Source organism: Microcoleus sp. AT8-A3, assembly GCF_036705675.1.
In the GTDB taxonomy this organism is placed as follows: Bacteria; Cyanobacteriota; Cyanobacteriia; order Cyanobacteriales; family Microcoleaceae; genus Microcoleus.
The window spans coordinates 1-19215 of sequence record NZ_JAUBVD010000063.1; the positions used below are offsets into that span (position 1 = coordinate 1).

Annotated in this window: 13 protein-coding genes and 1 pseudogene; 10 read left to right on the plus strand and 4 right to left on the minus strand. The window is 44.5% G+C overall.

From position 1 onward, the window contains the following. From QUB51_RS25500 to QUB51_RS25525, 6 genes are all read left to right on the plus strand, one after another. The coding region (locus tag QUB51_RS25500) for an RHS repeat domain-containing protein (RefSeq protein WP_445299474.1) at nucleotides 1–5556 on the plus strand (5556 nt) is incomplete at its 5' end. Between the two features lie 126 nt (nucleotides 5557–5682). Then, nucleotides 5683–6552, plus strand: coding sequence for a hypothetical protein (locus QUB51_RS25505; protein WP_333211858.1), 870 nt, complete (start codon nucleotides 5683–5685; stop codon nucleotides 6550–6552). An 83-nt stretch (nucleotides 6553–6635) separates the two neighbouring features. Then, nucleotides 6636–7505, plus strand: a complete 870-nt coding sequence (locus tag QUB51_RS25510; RefSeq protein ID WP_333211860.1) for a hypothetical protein — start codon at nucleotides 6636–6638, stop codon at nucleotides 7503–7505. A 12-nt stretch (nucleotides 7506–7517) separates the two neighbouring features. After that, nucleotides 7518–12752 carry an RHS repeat-associated core domain-containing protein gene (locus tag QUB51_RS25515; protein ID WP_333263771.1) on the plus strand — a complete coding sequence of 1745 codons (5235 nt, stop codon included), beginning with the start codon at nucleotides 7518–7520 and terminating at the stop codon, nucleotides 12750–12752. 76 nt (nucleotides 12753–12828) lie between these two features. Beyond that, on the plus strand, nucleotides 12829–13452 hold the full coding sequence (locus QUB51_RS25520) for a DUF416 family protein (protein ID WP_333058383.1): 624 nt from the start codon (nucleotides 12829–12831) through the stop codon (nucleotides 13450–13452). A gap of 79 nt (nucleotides 13453–13531) precedes the next feature. Next, a complete protein-coding gene (locus QUB51_RS25525) occupies nucleotides 13532–14281 on the plus strand; it encodes a hypothetical protein (protein ID WP_333058384.1) in 750 nt (249 codons plus the stop codon). Nucleotides 14282–14505: 224 nt separating this feature from the next. Here the strand turns inward: QUB51_RS25525 and QUB51_RS25530 are convergent, their stop codons facing one another. Further along, nucleotides 14506–14757 carry a hypothetical protein gene (locus QUB51_RS25530; RefSeq protein ID WP_333058385.1) on the minus strand — a complete coding sequence of 84 codons (252 nt, stop codon included), beginning with the start codon at nucleotides 14755–14757 and terminating at the stop codon, nucleotides 14506–14508. A 233-nt stretch (nucleotides 14758–14990) separates the two neighbouring features. Here QUB51_RS25530 and QUB51_RS25535 point away from each other — a divergent pair, with 233 nt between their 5' ends. Next, nucleotides 14991–15698: a hypothetical protein gene (locus tag QUB51_RS25535; RefSeq protein ID WP_333058386.1), complete on the plus strand. Its 708-nt coding sequence runs from the start codon at nucleotides 14991–14993 to the stop codon at nucleotides 15696–15698. A gap of 279 nt (nucleotides 15699–15977) precedes the next feature. On the opposite strand, the gene QUB51_RS25540 is transcribed toward QUB51_RS25535, so the two are convergent. Beyond that, the gene (locus tag QUB51_RS25540) at nucleotides 15978–16175 is read right to left on the minus strand and encodes a hypothetical protein (protein WP_333058387.1); all 198 of its coding nucleotides are present in this window, start codon (nucleotides 16173–16175) and stop codon (nucleotides 15978–15980) included. Between the two features lie 90 nt (nucleotides 16176–16265). After that, nucleotides 16266–16448, minus strand: coding sequence for a hypothetical protein (locus tag QUB51_RS25545; RefSeq protein ID WP_333058388.1), 183 nt, complete (start codon nucleotides 16446–16448; stop codon nucleotides 16266–16268). A 425-nt stretch (nucleotides 16449–16873) separates the two neighbouring features. Between QUB51_RS25545 and QUB51_RS25550 the strand changes: the two genes are divergently transcribed. Beyond that, the gene (locus tag QUB51_RS25550; RefSeq protein ID WP_333058389.1) at nucleotides 16874–17212 is read left to right on the plus strand and encodes a hypothetical protein; all 339 of its coding nucleotides are present in this window, start codon (nucleotides 16874–16876) and stop codon (nucleotides 17210–17212) included. Between the two features lie 40 nt (nucleotides 17213–17252). Here QUB51_RS25550 and QUB51_RS25555 read toward each other — a convergent pair whose 3' ends face one another. Continuing rightward, complete coding sequence (locus tag QUB51_RS25555; protein WP_333058390.1) at nucleotides 17253–18533, minus strand: transposase; 1281 nt, start codon at nucleotides 18531–18533, stop codon at nucleotides 17253–17255. Between the two features lie 122 nt (nucleotides 18534–18655). Here QUB51_RS25555 and QUB51_RS25560 point away from each other — a divergent pair. After that, a pseudogene (locus QUB51_RS25560) lies at nucleotides 18656–18796 on the plus strand (transposase); the annotation flags it as partial. 66 nt (nucleotides 18797–18862) lie between these two features. Further along, entirely contained in the window at nucleotides 18863–19177 is a 315-nt protein-coding gene (locus QUB51_RS25565; protein ID WP_333058391.1) for a helix-turn-helix domain-containing protein, read from the plus strand. The last annotated feature ends 38 nt before the right edge of the window (nucleotides 19178–19215 follow it).

The following is a 19215-nucleotide window of genomic DNA, read 5'->3' on the forward strand; positions in this document are numbered from 1 at the left end:
TCTCCTCCGGGAATGACAATTAATTCGGCTACTGGTGCGATTACTTGGAACAATCCTACTGCTGGAAACCATCAAGTGGTAGTCGGGGCTGTTGACAATTCCGGTACGGGTGCGGCCCAAGGTTTTGAGTTAAGTGCCAGGGCGAATTCTACGCCTGTTGTTCCTCAGATTCCGCCTCAATCTGCGTCGCCTGGTCAAAGTTACCGCTACGATTTGAAGGCGACTGATGCTGATGGAGATTTGTTGACTTTTGCTTTAATTCAATCTCCCAGCGGGATGACTGTTGATGAATTCGGCCGCATTAGTTGGAAGCCCTCGGCTACTAATATCGGCAATCATCCGGTTGAGGTTAAGGTGACTGATACTTTTGGAGAAAGCGTTACTGTTTCTTACAATTTAAGTGTTGTTGCCGATACTGTTGCGCCGAAAGTAAGTTTAATTGCTAGCAACAATACCGTCGATGTTGGGGATTATGTCACGTTTACTGTGAATGCTGTTGATAACGTAAAAGTCGAATCTTTGGGCTTAACTATTAACGGCACTCCTGTTGTTTTAGATGCACAAGGTCAAGCAAATGTCAAGTTAAATAATTTAGGCACTATTACGGCAGTTGCGACAGCTAAAGATGCGGCTGGAAATGTGGGGAATGCGACTGCTTCTGTGGCTGCAATTGATACTAGCGATGTCAACGCGCCAACTATCAACATCAGTTTAGAAGATGATGCAGAAATCACCGCGCCTGTCAATATCACCGGCACAATTAGTGACAGCAATTTAGCTTACTATACATTGGAAGTTGCTCCGGTTGGTGGCGGGCAATTTCCGGGCGATGGCGGAGGATTTAAGGAGGTTTATCGGGGAACTGCTGCTGTCAGCAACGGAACGATTGCGACATTTGACCCGACTGTTTTAGCTAACGGCGCTTACGTTCTCAAATTCACTGCTTTCGATACCAACGGTAACGGTTCGACTACTGAAAGGACGGTGAATGTTGCTGGTGATTTGAAGTTGGGCAATTTCCGGTTGTCGTTTACTGATTTATCTGTTCCAGTTGCGGGTATTCCGATTAACGTGACTCGGACTTACGATTCTTTGAATGCGAATAAGGGCGATGATTTTGGTTACGGCTGGCGGATGGAGTTCCGAGATACGGATTTGAAGACTTCGCTGAAAGCTGACCCGATTTACGAGGAGTTGGGGATTAATACCGTACCGTTTGACAGCAAGACTAAGGTGTTTATTACCTTACCGGGGGGTAAGCGGGAAACCTTTACTTTTAAGCCGACTCCGCATCATCTGAATCAGTATTTGGGGGCTGCTGGGCCGGGTGCTCAGATGTACAAGCCGGCTTTTGAGTCTCAGAAAGGTTCGACGATGACTCTGACGGTTAAGGATGCGAATTTGATACGGAATGAGAACGGGTATTACGGGGTGAACGGACAGCCCTTCAATCCTGAAAATCCGGCGTTTGGTGGGGTTTATGTGTTGACGACGAAGGAAGGATTGGTTTACGAGATTGATGCGGCATCTGGGGATTTGCTGACTGCTACTGATGCTAACGGGAATAAGCTGACTTTTAGCGATGCGGGGATTGCTAGCAGTTCGGGTAAGTCGGTGACTTTTGAGAGGGATGTTGCTGGGAGGATTGTCGGTGTTGTTGACCCGGATGGGAAGAAGGTTAAGTACGAATACGATGCGAAGGGGGATTTGGTTGCCGCCACCGACCAAGAACAAAATAAAACAGAATTTGTTTACAACACCGACCAATCTCACTATTTAGAAAAAGTCATCGACCCGCTAGGAAACACGGGAGTCAGAACTGAATACGATGACAAAGGTCGCTTGAAGAAAATAATTGACGCAGACGGCGATCCCGTAGAGTTGATTTACGACCCAGACAACTCAATTCAAACCGTCAAAGATGCTTTCGGCAATCCCACTACCTATGTCTACGATTTGCGCGGCAATGTTGTCAAACAAGTCAATGCGTTAGGTCAAGAAACTAACTTCAAGTACGACGATAACAACAATTTAATCGAAACAAAAGATGCCGCCGGATTGGTAGCAAAATACACCTATGACGCTAGCGGCAATCTCTTATCCCGTACCGAACCCTACTGCGGCTGTCCGGGTACGGTGCCTGGAATCACTAACTACACCTACAATAAATACGGTCAGCCTACCTCCATTGTCATGCCAACAGGGGCATCCATAAAAATGGAGTACGATCGCGCTGGCAATATGCTAAAAATGCAGGATGGACTCGGTAATGTCATCCAATCCTACGTCTACGATTCCCAAAGTCGAGTCGTTCAAGAAACCGATACCTTCGGCACTACTTATTACGGCAATTTCGATGCTTTTGGCAACCCCCGCTGGATAAAAGATGCTGAGGGGAACGAAACAACAATGACTTACAACGCTAAAGGTTTGTTGGAAACCATGACTGAAAATGGCGTTACTTCTACTTTCCAATATGACGGACTGGGACGGCAAACGAGAGCAGATTACGGTGGCGGTTTGTGGGTAGAATACGATTATGAAGGAGCTGGAGCCGATTGGACGAGCATAGAAGCCCCAACTATCGGCCGTATCGAACGCAAGTTTACGGATGATGGCAAGTTGGGAGGTTGGGTAACGAACGGTGGCGGCGAGATTAAATTTACATACAATGAAGCAGGTCAGTTGGAAACTGAAACTGACCCTAGCGGTAGCGTTACCCGGTACGGGTACGACCAAATTGGCAGGGTTAAAAGTGTCAAAGATGAATCGACGGGGGTGGAAACTATCTACCACTATGACACGCTGGTAGGCGTTGACCCAGATCCCGGCGTAGCAGATAATTTGATAGGCAAGCTAGCAGGAAAAACTGTCGTTTTGGATGCTAACACCCGCTACACGACCAGCTATACTTACGACTCTAACGGTCGGATGAAAACTACGACTGACCCGCGCGGTCATATCTGGAAATACCGCTACAATTCTAACGGAACGACAGTTATCGACCCGTTGGGAAGGGAGACAACTTCAATACAGTCTCCTAATTACTTGCCCGTTGAAACGATTTATCCCGACGGAACCAAGTCGAAAGTTGAGTATCTTTTCAGCAACAACTTGCAGGAAGCGAAAGACTATCCGACTCGAATTATAGACCGGGGCGGCAATGACCGCAAGTTTACTTACGATGATTTGGGACGGTTGAAGACGGTTACGGATTTGGGCGATGCTGTCTATACTTATCACTACGGTGAAAGCGGGTTGGAACGAGTGACCGGACCGAATCAAGCAACTTTGCTGTCCTATCAGTACGAGGATGGAAACCTCAAGAAAATTATCTATCCCGATGGCGGTGAAAAGGAATTTATTTACAATTCACTTACCAACCGCCTCGAACAAATGAAGTTGCCCAGCGGAGTAACTGTAAGTTACGAGTATGATGCGGCGGGACAGGAAAAGCGCAGGGTTTCCACATTGGATGGAGAAGTTGTTTCTAACTGGGATGCAGAAACCGGTCAGCTTTTAAGCGTGACGGATGCTGCGGGAACGACTGCGTATCACTACGACCCCGATACTGGTGCGTTTGCAGGCTTGGATTATCCTAACGGCGGCAGCATTCGCTACGAACGAGATGGTTTGGGTCGAGTTGAGAAGGTTGCGGTTAAAGCTGATAAGACTGCGCCTGATTCTACTGCTTACATAACTGAATACAGGTACGATGCGAATGGCAATGCGGATAAAGTGAAGGCAACTTCTCCCGGCGGTCAAGTGTTAGAAACTGCGATGGTTTACGATGCAGTAAATCGTCTCAAAGAACGGACTTTGCCGAATGGGGTGAAGACGGTTTACCAGTATCAGGATAAGACGGATTTGGTTGAGAAGATTACTCATTTTGCTCCTGATGGGGTGACGGTGTTGGCGTCTGTTGCTTACGAACGAAAAGGGATTGGGGAACCGACTAAGATTACAAGGGAAGATGGTTCTTACGTGAGGTTGGAGTACGATACTGCGCTGCGGGTGGATAAGGAAACTTATTACAGTGCAGCTGGGGTTTTGTTGCAGGAGATTGATTACGGTTACGATGCTGCTGGCAACCGTCAAGTTGTATCGAGTGGTTTGGCTGCGGGGACTTACAGTTACGAGAATGTCAATCAGCTTGCTTCGGTGACGAATGGGTCGAATGTGGATACTTATACTTATGATGCTGGGGGACGGGTGGATGTTGTTAATAGAAATGGGGTGATTCGGGATTTTGATTACAATACCGATAATTTGATTTCGCAGGTGAAGGATGCTGCGGTAAATGTGTTAGTTGAGTACGATTATGATAGTTCTGGTCGCAGGGTTGAGGTGAAGAGTGCGGCGGGTGAAAGGGATTATCTGGTTGCGCCTTCAATGGGTGATGGTTTGGAGTCGCCGCAGTTGGTGATGGATGGGAATGGTAATGCTTTGGGCGCTTATGTGTATGCAGGAAATCAACCGTTGATGCGGTTTGATGGCAGCGGGAATCCGGTTTATTATTTGACTGATGCGATGGGTTCGGTGATTGGGTTGGCGGGTGCTAGCGGTCAAGGTGTTGCTAAGTTTAATTATGATAGTTTTGGCAACCTAAAAAGTTCGTCTGGGACAGCAGCTTCTTTACCTGGGAATGCAGGTGGGGATTTCCGGTTCCAGGGACAGTGGTTGGATGATGCGACTGGTTTGTACAATTTCCGGGCGCGGTATTACGATCCAGAAACGGGGCGGTTTATGAGTTACGATCCGATCGATTTGATTGAGATGGAACCTGAGAGTAGCAATCCCTATCAGTTTGTTTACAACAATCCTCATGTTTATAGCGATCCTACGGGGATGTTTTCGATCGCTGAACTTAATTCAACAATAAATACACAAAGTGCCTTGGCTGCTATTAACACCTACGCAAGAGCTGAAGCAAAAGACTACGTTTTGGACAAATTGGGAGAAACCACAGGTAATATTGTAATGAGTGCGTTCGGCAATTTTATGCCGGGTACAAACCTGGCAAAAGATCTTCTTAAAGCCCGTGATGGTAACATATTTGAAGACTTCTTAGACGACACAATCTGCCAGTATTTTGATTTTGAGGGTCTTCCTTTAATAAAAAGTTTACGGTTTTTCCCACAAGTACAGACAAATGGAGATGCAAGGAGTGGCTTCGATTGTTACAATTATAACGACCCCCAGACTCGTAGAATCGTAGAAGAGAATAGGGGGGGTGGTTCTCGCCCAGACTTTGTATTTATAGAAGGTAACTATGCACCGAAAAATCCAAAATCATATCTCATCGGTGATATTAAATTGACTCAAGCTGCTGTACGAAAGGATATAAAAGAAAACGATAACCAATGGCAAGCTATGTCTAACTACGCCGCCAAGAATCAGCTTTTACCGTTTGTTTCTTATATCTCATTACTAGAAGCTATGCCGGGAGAATCTGGTGAGCGTGGTCGCGGTATCTCAAAAACAGATAAGCAAATGATGGCGAAAGAAGCATTGAAACAAGGAGTAATTTTAGTTCTTGCTAACTTTATTGACTGAATTTAAGTTTTTTGTTTTCAGGGTGATATCTAGATTGTTTGATGAGCAGAGTCCACACAAACTAATAGTTAAAAAAGATAATTGCTATCTTTTTAAATTATTGTTGTTAATAACACTTGTGATTTTATGCCTAATAATTACGACGAATATCATACATTTCAAATACCCGGTCTCGAAAAATATAGTTTTCATATCAACCGAGATTTGTCTTACGGATACGATCGTAAAGGGGTTATTTGGCAGGAGCCAGAACTTACAGAAATACGGAAAAAAGGAGCGATAGTCAAAGAATACCCTTATAAAGATATTTTGGGTAAAGGGGGATGTCTTGGGTGTATACAAGAATGTTTGGATGGGTCTTGGTTGGCAAGCACTGTATATTTTGAACCCATAATAGAAACTTTGGGCTTTATCAATCAATTTTATGCAGTGCGATTTCTCCATCAAACAATTAACGTAAAATACCCGCAAACAGCAGGCGATGTTCCTTATTTGCCTTCCGAGCTAGAAAAAACAGACCTAGCAGTAAAAAACGTAATAAACTTTACCCCAGAGCCTCTTGAAAATTACACTTTTACATTAACTCAAGAATTGGACTGCGGATATGACCGAGAAGGAGTTATTCGGCAGGAACCAGAGCTTGCGGAAATGCGTAAAAAAGGGTTAATAATTACAGCCATTCCTCGCGAAAGAGTTTTTTTTGAAAACATACTTTTGGGCTATTTACAAGAATGCCTAGACGGTACTTGGTTGGCGCATAGTCCCTATAATGCTTTCGATTTAGGAGATACAGCAGTTTTTGGCTTCATCAATAAGTTTTATGCCGTTCGATACTTGCATCTAGTAGTAAAAGTACAATATCCAGACGAGATAGGGGACATTCTTTATGTTCCTTGGGAAAACAAAGAAGATGAAGGATGCGGAAGGATAGGATATAATATGGCATCTCGTGGGTTCAAATTGTCTGTGAGCGATTTGCAATTGATGGGAGATTGATATTAGTAAGGTGTGGCTCAGTTAGTTAAAGAAGATAATTGCTATCTTTTTTAATTATTGTAGTTAATAATACTTGTGAGTTGATGCCTAATAATTACGACGAATATCATAAATTTCAAATACCCGGTCTCGAAAAATATAGTTTTAAGTTTTACAGAGAATGGTCTTACGGATACGATCGTAAAGGGGTTATTTGGCAGGAGCCAGAACTTACAGAAATGCGAAAAAAAGGGTCGCTCGTCAAAGAATACCCTTATAAAAACATTTCCTGTGAAGGGGTACGTCTTGGGTGTATACAAGAATGTTTTGACGGCTATTGGCTGGCATGCACTGCATATTTCGAGCCCATAATGGAAATGTTGGGCTTTATCAATCAATTTTATGCAGTGCGATTCCTGCATCAAGTAATCAAAGTAAAATATCCACAAGGAGTTTGCGATGTTCCTTCTCTTCCTGCAGAGCCAGAAAAAACAGACCTAGCAGTAGAAGACGTAATAAACTTTACCACAGAACCTCTTGAAGATTACACTTTTACATTGACTCAAGAATTGTCCTGTGGATATGACCGGGAAGGAGTTATGCGACAGGGGTCAGAGCTTACGGAAATGTGTAAAAAAGGGTTAATAATTACATCCAGTCCTCGCGAAAGCGTTTTTTTTGAAAACATACTTTTGGGCTACATACAAGAATGCCTAGACGGTACTTGGTTGGCGCATAGTTGTTATAATGCTTTCGATCTAGGAGATACAGCAGTTTTTGGCTTTGTTAATAAGTTTTATGCCGTGCGATACCTGCATCAAGTAGTAAAATCACAATATCAAGACGAGATTGGGGATTTTCTTTATCTCCCTTGGGAAGACAAAGAATTGGAAGGATACGGAACGATAGGAAATAATATAGCATCTCGTGGGTTCAAATTGTCTGTGAGCGATTCGCAATTGACTGTAGACTGATATTAGTAAGGTGTGGCTCAGTTTAACTACGATAGTTTTGGTAATTTGCGAAATACTTCGGGGACGGGTGCTTCCTTGCCTGGGAATGCTGGAAGTGCGACTGTTTTTGTAGCAGCAATTGACCCCACCGATGTCAATGCCCCAACTCTCAACATTACTCTAGAAGATGATTCAGAAATTAGTGCGCCTGTCAATATAATTGGTACGATTTCTGACAGCAATTTGGCTTACTACACTTTGTCTGTAGCCCCGGTTGGTGGCGGGGAGTTTAAGGAGGTTTATCGGGGAACGACTGCTGTCAGCAACGGAACGGTTGCGACATTTGACCCGACTGTTTTGGCTAACGGCGCTTACGTTCTCAAATTCACGGCTTTCGATACCAACGGTAACGGTTCGACTACTGAAAGAACGGTGAATGTTGCGGGCGATTTGAAGTTGGGCAATTTCCGGTTGTCGTTTACCGATTTGACGGTTCCGGTGGCGGGTATTCCGATTAACGTGACTAGGACTTACGATTCTTTGAATGCGAATAAGGGCGATGATTTTGGCTACGGCTGGCGGATGGAGTTCCGGGATACGGATTTGAAGACTTCTTTGAAACCTGACCCGACTTATGAGGATTTGGGGATTAATACTGTTCCTTTTCAATCGGGAACTAAAGTGTTTATTACGTTACCGGGGGGTAAGCGGGAGACATTTACATTCAAGCCACAATCGCATCATTTGAATCAGTATTTAGGGGCTGCTGGGCCGGGGGCTGCGATGTACAAGCCGGCTTTTGAGTCTCAGAAAGGTTCGACGATGAATTTGACGGTTAAGGATGCGAATTTGATACGGAATGAGAACGGGTATTACGGGGTGAACGGACAGCCCTTCAATCCTGAAAATCCGGCGTTTGGTGGGGTTTATGTGTTGACTACTCAAGAGGGGTTGGTTTACGAGATTGATGCGGCATCTGGGGATTTGCTGACTGCTACTGATGCTAACGGGAATAAGCTGACTTTTAGCGATGCGGGGATTGCAAGTTCGACTGGTAAGTCGGTGACTTTTGAGAGGGATGCTGCGGGGAGGATTGTCGGTGTTGTTGACCCGGATGGCAAGAAAGTCAAGTACGAATACGATGCGAAAGGGGATTTGGTTGCTGTTAAGGATAGGGAGAATAATGCAACTCGGTTTGAGTATGAAGATGAGGACAGACCGCACTTTTTAACTGAAGTTATTGATTCGTTGGGACGGAGTGGAGTTAAGACTGAATACGATGATTCCGGGCGTTTGAAGCAGATGGTTGATGCCAACGGTGCGGCGGTGGAGTTGATTTACGATCCGAATAATTCGATTCAGAAAGTTAAGGATGTTTTCGGTAAGGAAACGACTTACGTTTACGACAGTCGGGGGAACGTTTTGACTGAGATTGACCCGTTAGGTAAGCGGATTGACAGGACTTACGATGCGGATAATAACGTTTTGACTGAGACTGTTATAGCCACTGAGTTAAATGCGGCGGGGAATTCGGTTGAGGTGCGGCAAAAGACTGAGTGGACTTACGATGCTAAGGGGAATAAGTTAACTGAAAAAGATGCTTTGGGGAATGTCAGTCAGTGGACTTATAACAGTCGGGGACAGGTTTTGACTGAGACTGATGCTTTGGGGAATAGTGCGAGTTATACCTATTCTCCGAGTGGGAATTTGCTTTCGACTAAGGATGCGGCGGGGAATGTTACTAAGTATAGTTATGATATGAGGGGAAATATTCTAAGCCTCACCGATGCAGCTAATAACATCACCCGCTTTCAGTACGATGGTGGAGGTAACGTAACTAATTTAGAAGACGCATCCGGCAACAAAGCTACCTACACCTACGACAGCAACGGCAATATGCTGCGGGAGACAATGAAGGTAGCAACTCCCACTGGAGAAAAAGAATTTGTAACAGAATGGACTTACGACCAAGAAGGGAAAATTAAGTCAATTACCCAATCTGGGCGCACTACAACTTACGAATACGACAGCAATGGCCGCCAAAGTGCCAGCATTGATGGGAATCGCCGAACCGAGTACCGCTACAACTCCGAAGGTAAGTTAGTTGAAACTATTTATCCTGACGATACTCTCACCAACTCCGACAATCCCAGAACGATTACTGTTTACGATAAAGGTGGCCGTCAAAGGGCTACTATCGACGGTGACGGACGAGTTACTCACTACAAATACGACGACGCGGGACGGCTGACTGAAACTGTTTATCCCAACGAAACAGCCAATCAAGTACAGCAATTGCTGAACGCTATTTCTCCGGGTACAACTCTTCAATCTGTTGACTGGACAAATATCGTTTATCCCGAGAGTACCCCAGCTTATTTAGCCACCAATTCCCGTACTAAAACTGAATACTACAAGAACGGGCAAGTTAAAGCAGAAATTGATGTTGATGGCAACCGTACCGAGTACGAATACGATGCAGCAAATCGCGTTACCCTCACTCGTTTTGATGCCAACAATTACATCACCTATACCTACGATGCAGTTGGCAATCGAAAAACTGAAACTGTTTTTGCTGGGGGAACTTCGACTACTACTACTTATGATAGTAAAGGTCAGGTAACAGCAACGACTGACCCGAATGGCAAAACTACTAAGTTTGAATACGATGCTAACGGACAACTGAAAGCTGTTGTCGATGCTTTGCAAAAGCGTACTGAATACGGTTACGATAGTGCGGGCAATTTGACAAGTGTTAAGGATGCTTTGGGTCAGGTAACGGCTTATGAATACGATGAGAAAGGTCGCCGCAAGGCGGTAATTCGACCGGATAGCAAGCGTTCTACTTTTGTTTACGATGATGTTGCTAACACTGTCACGATTACGGATTTCAATAACAAGACGGTTAAGTATACTTACAACGACCAAAACCAAGTTATTGCTAAGCAGTATCAGAATGTTAGCGGTGCAACTGTTAGCGTTACTTACGCTACAAATGGGTTGGAAGAAACTATTACTGACAGTCGGGGTGCAACTGTTTATAAGTATGACAGTTTGGGGCAGGTAATTTCTCGTAAAGACCCGGTTGGTCCTTATCTTGCTAGCGGGAATTCGATTGAATATAAGTATGAATCCGGGCAAGTTAGTGAGGTTAAGACTCCGACTCGCACGACTGGCTATACCTATGATTCAGAGGGGCGTTTGAAGACGGTTAGTACGCCGGATCTGGGGACGGTGACGTATGATTACGATTCTCTGGGGAATCTCTGGAAAACTTCGTATCCGAACAATTTAGTTGAGACTCGCATCTACGATAGTTTGGGTCGTTTGGATTTGGTGAAGACTGTTAAGGTTGACCCGGTTACTAACCTGGAGTTGCAGGTTCTTTCTAGTTTCGATTATGCAGTCGATGCTGTTGGCAATCGCAAGGAAGTAGTCGAACAAAATGGGCGGAAAGTTGAGTACGAGTATGACGATTTGAATCGGTTGTTGGAGGAGAAGGTTTCTAACGATCCGAATGGCAACAATCGGGTTCTGGGTTACACTTACGATGCTGTTGGCAATCGGCTGACGAAGACTGATTCTGTGAGTGGGGTAACGACTTACACTTACAACAATTTGAATCAGCTTGACTTCTTGAATGCGTCGGGGGTGGTTACTGATTACACTTACGATGACAGTGGGAATTTGATTTCTGAGGTAACTGGGAATAATTCTACTGTTTATCGGTGGGAGAATGATGGCGAGAATCGGTTGGTGGGAGTGACGGTTACTGAGGGTGGAATTACTCGGAATGTTGAGTATAAATATAACGATCGAGGGATTCGAGTTGGTAAGGTTGTTGATGGGGTGGAAACTCGGTATTTGATTGATGAGTTGCAGCCTTATTCTCAGGTTGTGGAGGAGTACGATGCTGCGGGGAATCCGAAGGCGTCTTACGTTTACGGGTACGATTTGGTTGGGAAGTTGCAGGGGAATCAGCCGTCGTTTTATCATGCTGATGGGTTGGGCTCGACTCGGTTGCTGACGAATGGATTGGGTGGCGTTACTGATAGCTATTCTTATGATGCTTATGGCAATTTAATTGCTGCAACGGGTGGTTCTAATAATGCTTATTTGTTTGCCGGAGAACAACGGGATACTGAGACTGGGTTGGATTATTTACGGGCGAGATATTATGACCCGTTTTTAGGGCGGTTTGTTTCGGCTGATGCTTATGAGGGCACTCTGAATGACCCGATGAGTTTGCATGATTATCAGTACGCTCATGCTAATCCGGTTGTTAATACTGACCCTAGCGGGTACATGACCAACATAGGCGAATTCTTGAGTAATATTGCGACTCAAGCTGTGCTGGCAAGCATGGCTTATGTTACCGGGTACGCTACGGGAACTCAAATTATAGGTGGGGATGGACTCGCAATATACGATCGATTTTTAGCTGGGTTTGCTGATGGAGCTAGCGGGGGACTCAGCACCCAATATCGGGCGCAACAGTACGGGGAGGTAGCGACAAGAAATCACCGGGGAGCATTCTTTAATCTGGGTCGAGTGATGGGGAACGTGGCTACTATTGGGCTGGGTTGGGGAGCGCCTCAATCGTTGGCTGGGGTTAGCTGGGGACAGAGGGTGGCGCAACTTTACTCAATGTTCTCGACAGCAAGTGGATCTTACCAAAGCACGCGGGAAATCTTAGAAGGCCGTTCTACTGTATGGGATTGGTTAGTTTTCTTGCCTTTGCTTACCAAAGCTGGCGCAGTTTTTTGGAAAGAGTTAGCTAGAAGAAGTCTACGAATACGGTCAAACGTTAATATATATGATGGAGAAGGCAAACTAAGAATTCTTGAAGTAGAAGAGTTAGATTCAGCAGCCAAGCAACTGAGGGAACAGTTCATAAATCGCCGAAATGTACTTGCAGTGGGTCGGATTGAAAATCCAGATGGTACTGTAACAATGGTTGTATCCGTTAACCGTGATGGGGCGTTGGGTACACGGTTGCGCGAATTAGTTAATAGGTCTGGCTGGGAAGCACCTCCTAGACTAGGTAGTGACTTTTTTCATGCAGAAACAAGGATGATCAGATGGGCTGAACTAAATAACAAAAAGCTCGCGGCAATTGGAGTAAGCCACGGCGATGGTATTTGCCTGTCTTGTTATACAGATATGTGGCTGAGAGGCATATATCCAGCGAGTCCTATTAATTTAGTTTTTTCGATAGATGATATATTACAGAAAATGGAGCAATGGCAGCAAACAAACAGGGAGTAGTGAGACTATTTAGTTTCCGGTCTATCGCGACAACCAATATTATTAACAACTTTGCTTATGATTGAGGTAGCTTATTATGAATCTAGATATTTATAACTTGGATGCTATGGAACAAGCTCTAGCAAAACTTTCTACTTTTCATCAATTAGCTTTTGCAGCATCTTGTTGCGAGAGACTCTTACCTAATTACAGAGCTTTTTACCGAGAAAATCAACATGGCAATCCAGATATACTTAGAATTGCGCTAGATGAAGTGTGGCAATTTATTCAAGAAACTTCAATGGACTTTACCAGGATTCGCCAGCTAATCGCAGATTGTGATGACGCAGTACCTGACATAGATGGAGGAATTTATATTTACCAAGCAGAGTGTGCTGCTATGGCTATTTACTACACTCTGCAAGCCTGCCTCGAACCAATGAATATCAAGTTAATGGTCAAGGTAGTAGAGTGCGTCGGGAACACAATTGATGAATTCATTAGGCTCCAAAAAGATATTACTGAGCCTAGTTGGTTTGAAAAGTCTTATGAAGAACAGAAAGAAGAAATTGCCCATCATCCTTTTACAGTTCGAGAAACAGCAAAGCAAATTGAAGACTTGCATCGGTTGAAGGAGGTGGGAATCTTAGATCGGAGCTTTCTGGAGTCGTTACGCACCTCTTTCGACAACGGTGGTAGAAGTTTAATCGACCTATCTTGAGTAAAAGCTTGCAGGCTATGGCAAACATACTTTCCAATTCTGAAAAAGTGGAAGATATCGAAGCAGTACCAATCGATAATTGTCCACTGCACGATCGCTGCCATTACGTAAAATTAAGTCACCCGCAGAAACCGACATTCCCATGAAACCAATCCCGCAATTTGAAGAACTGGCGATCGCCCTTATCGCCCCAAACCTCAACCCCACTCATTTTACCCCTGAATTCCTCTCCTACAGCGGCATCGTCCCTCCTGATTGGCAACTAGCCCAACAGCCTGAGGGCGACTCCCACATGACAAAAATTACCTTTACCAACGGCGCGATCGCATCTTTTCACAACGTGACAGCCACTTTCTCCGAAACCCTAGAATCCAAATCTCTCAAAGACGTACAAATACCAACAATGGTTCGCAAATATGCGGATACTTTACCCAACGCTAACTATCAAGCTGTAGAAATCAACCCCAGTATATTCCTAACTTTTGATGCTGGTACCAACTCAAATGCGTACTACATAACCACCGCACTGTTATCAAAGGGTGCTTGGCAAGAATTCGGCAGCACTCCTGTCAGGAGCACGCTCCAACTAGCATATACTATAGGGAACCGCCAACTGAACTTAAAAATCGACGATATTCTGTTGAGAGGGGCTAACAACCAACCCGAATTTGGTGCCTTATTTTCTGGCAATTTCTATTATCCCTTAACAGGCAATACTCTCGGACAGCGGCTGCAACAGTTGCACCGATTGGTAGATAATTGGTCTGATGACCTCAAGGTTTTTCGAGAATTAGTTAAAGGACGGTTTTTGGGCATATCGGTTAACTAATTTTAACTCGTAAGTGCTATTTGGAATAGGGTAAATTTGCTCGCGCGGCATACGTTTATAAAAATGGAGGGACCGGGACGATCGCACTTTCAGAAACCGCGGCTCGATCGTTCCTAACGGAACTTCCCTTTTTTGGGGGTCGTTCCGTTGGCTGTATTTCTTTTGGAATATAAGTTTGGGCGATTTGAGCGTTAGACATCTGCAGTCATGTATTTAAGATTTTCTTAATCTGTGTCACAGACCTCTTGTGGGATAGTGGAATTGAGCCAAAATCCCGCTGCATAAAGGTTTCCAGAACTTGTAGATATGTATTTTTTTTCCCAAACCGGGAAAGTCTTACTCCCGTATTGGTTTGAACCGGAACGATAGCGAGCAAGGGGGGTAAGTTCCCTCATAACCAGAATCGGCGATCGTCCGATTATGTTCGAGCGATCGCTAATAACTAACTGTGCCTTAAAAATCTTGTTCTTGAGCATGGCGTGCACGCGCTACCAGCATCCAAGTACAGCCGATTTGAACCGCCGACAAACGAGCGAGCATAAAATTTTACCTTTAAATACAATTTTTCAAGGTTCCTCAGCAAATGCTGGCCATCCTCGAACGCTCGCAAAAACTCAATATTCAACGCAAACTAACCTTCGCCTTCCCCCCTGTACAAAGACAACTTGTACAGTATAAAATTTAACATAATACTGCTCTACCAACAGTCATGATACCCACACTAACCATCCAAGAACTAGCCTTAACCCTAACAGCCAAAAACCACTCCCCAACCCTCCTCAACTCAGACTTCCTCAAATACAGTGGCATCGTTCCATCCGATTGGGAAGTCGCTCGCCCCCCCATTTTCAGTCCCCAAATCTCTCAAGTCGCCTTCACCAACGGCATCAATATCGTCGCTCAATCGAACGCCATCACCTTCATCGAATCCCTGAGTGCAAAGTCAACAGAAGACACCAAAATTCCCGCCATCATCCGCAAGTACGTTGAAGCTTTACCCCGCACAGACTACCAAACTTTAAGCATCAATCCCAGAAGCTTCGTCACCTTTGAAGGGGGAGATGAAAATGCAGCCTCGGAGTACATTACCTCCACTTTACTCTCGAAAGGCACATGGTTTGATGTTGGGAAAGCTCCGGTAAAAGCTGCTGTCAATTTAGTTTATTCTCTAGGACGAGGAGAACTCAACTTAAGCGTTGCCGAAGCTTTATTGCAACTGCAAGATGCTGACCCAACTCCCGCAGTATTGTTCTCTGGTAGCTTCCAGTACGAGGTTGCAGGAGAATTAGAAGGCGACAAACTGCAGCACTTGTACCAGCTTCTAGAGAATTGGCAGCCTGATTTAGAGGCTTACAGAGAAATCGTCAACCAACGGTTTTTGGGCAAAGAAGTTGAAAAGTTGCCGTCTGTTGCATAGAGGATAAGACGCTAGGGGCGATCGCACAGCACAAACAATTTCCAGTTGTGCGATCGTCCGAACGAGGGGTGACTGAATAATTCGTAATTAAAGGTACAAGCTAATGGTTAAATAATTCAGAATTAAAGAACTCGATCGCTAATTACGAATTTAGTGCCAGTAAACGAGAGCCTCATTATAAAGCCTGCTCGATCGCCCGCCGCGCCAATTCCACCTGTTCTACAGCATCCAGATAAGCTAGCGCTGCTGCATCCCAAACCACTTTTCTCTGCATCCTGTTCAAGACGATTTTCCCAAACTCGTACACCGTGCCAAAGCTTTGCAGCCTAAGAATTCGCTCAGCCCGATGAGCAAAAACTCGGCGTTGGGTTCAATATCGCCACCACATCCGAGTGAAAGAGCGACACCACCTCTGAACCCATATCGACTTTCAAAGTCGCTCCAACTTCCACAATCCGGCCCCAAAATCCATTCCACTTCCTTTGGGCTATTTTTTATTTAGGAATAAAAGGGATTTTGACAATAACCCAGGAAAGAGCGCTTTACGTCAAGTAGGCTAGCTGGCTTCTATTCTTTGATGGCAAACAAAATCTGGCTCAATCTTTTTCTGGACAATCGGAGGCGCTTGTTGCAACTCACTTCCCGCTTATTGCTATTCAACTGACTCGAATTCTCAGGAAAGTTGATAAGCGGCAAGGTAGCGATCGCGTCGATGAGGTCTCTGAAGGTAACAGGTTTTTGGGCGTTCATAACACCGCGCCACCAAGAAAATTATTAGTAACTAATCTAATTATACTATTGTTTGATTCTACCTGCAACCTTTTTTGCTGGCTGGTTATATTCTGAAGAACAAGTCATCAATATTCTCTAATAGTTCTTCTACTTCCCGGTGTGGTTCGATTTGGAGACGTTTGTCGATCGTCGCACCTCGCTGACGAAAGCAACTACACCTTTACTATACCAGTCTGCTGCAACCGGACTTGACATCAACGCGATTGGGCGGTATCTCAAAAAACTGATAGCCTAGCCAGAGTAGGGCTTTGAGAATAGTTGGTCAAATATAGATTCCAATTGATTGATTTAAGGAAATATCGCGCTGCAATTTCTTTATCAAGAAATTGGCCTAAAAACCTATCAAAACAAATCTGTTGCAGTCGATGCACAGTTGAGAACTCATGTCAATCTCAAAAGGAAAGCGAGATTTGATTTCGGGCCTGCCACTAAAACAGTTGAAGGATATACCACCTTCAACTGAGTTGCCTGCAAATTTTGCCCAAATTCATCCCCCGCGCTTTGAGTGTGGCGAGATGGTGCGCTGGACTGATGTTGGTGAAGAAGGTGACTGGGGAATAGTTATTGGCAAATTTTACAACTACGAACAGCGCCGTTGCTGTTGGATGTGGTGCTACGTAATTTGGCTGGCTCCTAATTCCAAGAGTACAGCTTGGTGTCAATTTGACACGGCGTGGGAAGAAGATTTAGAGAGGTATGAGGTTGACACTCAAGCGGGCTGAAGCCACTGAGATTCTGCTGACAGAATAGCTTTAGTTATTACTAAAGTCTGATTCTCGCTACGGTGGCCAAACACCGTCTACCCAGTCGGTTAAGTTTTACACCTAACTTACTGGCTACTTTTCTAAGAATATTAGCCGACCCATTTAGGTCTGCATTGATTACAGTTCCATCAGCAGAGCGATACAGTCCACGTTTAATTCGTTTTCGAGATGCTTTCCACTCAGGCGGTTTTTCACCGTACCTGGGTAGGGAGTCTCCATCAAGAAAACTACTTTTGGACGTATATGCTTCTTCTGTTTCGGTGAACTTAATGCCGTGCAAGTTGCACAGTTGGCTCAAGCGATCTTTCAACTTTCCTAGTGGCATTTGAACAAATTTTTGATTGTTCAGTTTACCCATATCGACATTATTAGACTTAAAGCCTTGGTTCCATCCAATTACCAGATTGCCGATACCGTGTTTCAAACAATGGTCAACAATTAGCTTCGCAGCTTTATTGATGCCATCGCGCATCTGGTGATTGCGCTTGCGGGTTACGCGGTCTAGCCAACTATCCCAGTAACCGGCAGGCTTTCCTTCCTTTCTAGTTGCTACTTTCTTGTTCCAAAGCTGATTCATCGCTTTCATGGCGCGAGCATCAATCAAGAAGGAATTTCCGAGCGTATCAACGCAAGCTGCTAAATTGTCAGCAGTTCCCAAATCGATTGATAAAGCTTGGCTGCGATCGAAATCGGGCTGCTGCAATTCTACTTCGTAAGACATTTCCAAGTAGAAAGCACCATTCTTAGGAAGGATTGTAAATTCTTTAACCTTTGAATAGTCAATATTTGACGGCATGGGCAGAAAGAATTCAGAAATTCCAAACCAGCGCCTAACTGTCAAACCCAAAGAAAATCTTAACTGGTTGCCGACAAGTGCTGGCTTTAATCCTCCAGAATTTGGGTAAGCAACTTTGAACAACTTCGAGCCTTTTAAATACCCCGGAGGTTTAGGTCTAAAATGCAATTGACCTTCATTGTATAAGGCTTTTAGCTCTTTGAAGCTCTTAAACGCTTCCGTGACCGACATCAAAGTTTGCTGCATGGGTGTTGAAGGCAACGACTTCGCAACCATCGACTTTGCGATTGACGGTTCAAAGGATAAATCGAACTTCCCTGTCAGCAACTTTCCAGTTTTGAAAAATGTTTGTCGAGCAAAATAGACAGCGCTATTGTAGAGCTTTCCAGATTGCCGACAAAGATAGTGCAATACTGCCTCAACTTCTTTGGTGGGAGACAGTAATACTTGCTGCACTCCCATTGTTTTTTTAAATTTAGCCACCTCTTTTTCCTGAAAATTAGTGGATTTGTTTAGTTTAGGTCAGTATAGTGGACGAGTCAAGCCACAACAACAAAACTTTATGTTACCTCTTCCAGAATATCAAGCCCATAACCACGTCAAACTTTCCAGAATTAAAAAAGTTGCCGTCTTTGTGGACGAGCGGCTATTTTGTTAGTACCGCAGGCAATATTAGTAGTGAAGCTGTTAAGAGATACACAGAAGATTCACATCGCTCTGTAAATCAAGAAAGACACGGGGGTTGAAATCCCCGCGTCGCTTTCCACGAGCGGGCTAAAGCCGCTGAGTTTCCCGCTTCCCGTATTGTTTTTATGAAAAAGCCGCATACTTTGACAGATAGAGAACGCAATTTGATTGCCATTTACAGCCAATGCCAATTGGGAATGACGCCGAAACAGTTTTATGTCAAGTGGGGGGTAAGTTACGAGCAAATTGCCTCCATTTGTTCCCGCTCTGATTCGACGGTACAGGGTTGGTTTAAGCGGGGAAAAAATCGAAGATTTCCTACTGCTGTTGATTTGCGCCATTTGGCAGTAATGGATTTTCTGCTGGAACACTTTGAGGAGATTCCCGACGTACTGGCGAACTTGCTGTGTCCGCATTCCGAAGATAAGAAGGTGCGTTAGAAGAGAATTTGAGCAGGTGAAAGCACAAACCTAATTAA

Bases quoted from the DNA above. Each gene is read 5' to 3' on its own strand.
- QUB51_RS25505 (WP_333211858.1), top strand. From the start codon at position 5,683: ATGCCTAATAATTACGACGAATATCATACATTTCAAATACCCGGTCTC.
- QUB51_RS25510 (WP_333211860.1), top strand. From the start codon at position 6,636: ATGCCTAATAATTACGACGAATATCATAAATTTCAAATACCCGGTCTC.
- QUB51_RS25520 (WP_333058383.1), top strand. From the start codon at position 12,829: ATGAATCTAGATATTTATAACTTGGATGCTATGGAACAAGCTCTAGCA.
- QUB51_RS25530 (WP_333058385.1), bottom strand. From the start codon at position 14,757: ATGCTCAAGAACAAGATTTTTAAGGCACAGTTAGTTATTAGCGATCGC.
- QUB51_RS25535 (WP_333058386.1), top strand. From the start codon at position 14,991: ATGATACCCACACTAACCATCCAAGAACTAGCCTTAACCCTAACAGCC.
- QUB51_RS25545 (WP_333058388.1), bottom strand. From the start codon at position 16,448: ATGAACGCCCAAAAACCTGTTACCTTCAGAGACCTCATCGACGCGATC.
- QUB51_RS25550 (WP_333058389.1), top strand. From the start codon at position 16,874: ATGTCAATCTCAAAAGGAAAGCGAGATTTGATTTCGGGCCTGCCACTA.
- QUB51_RS25565 (WP_333058391.1), top strand. From the start codon at position 18,863: ATGAAAAAGCCGCATACTTTGACAGATAGAGAACGCAATTTGATTGCC.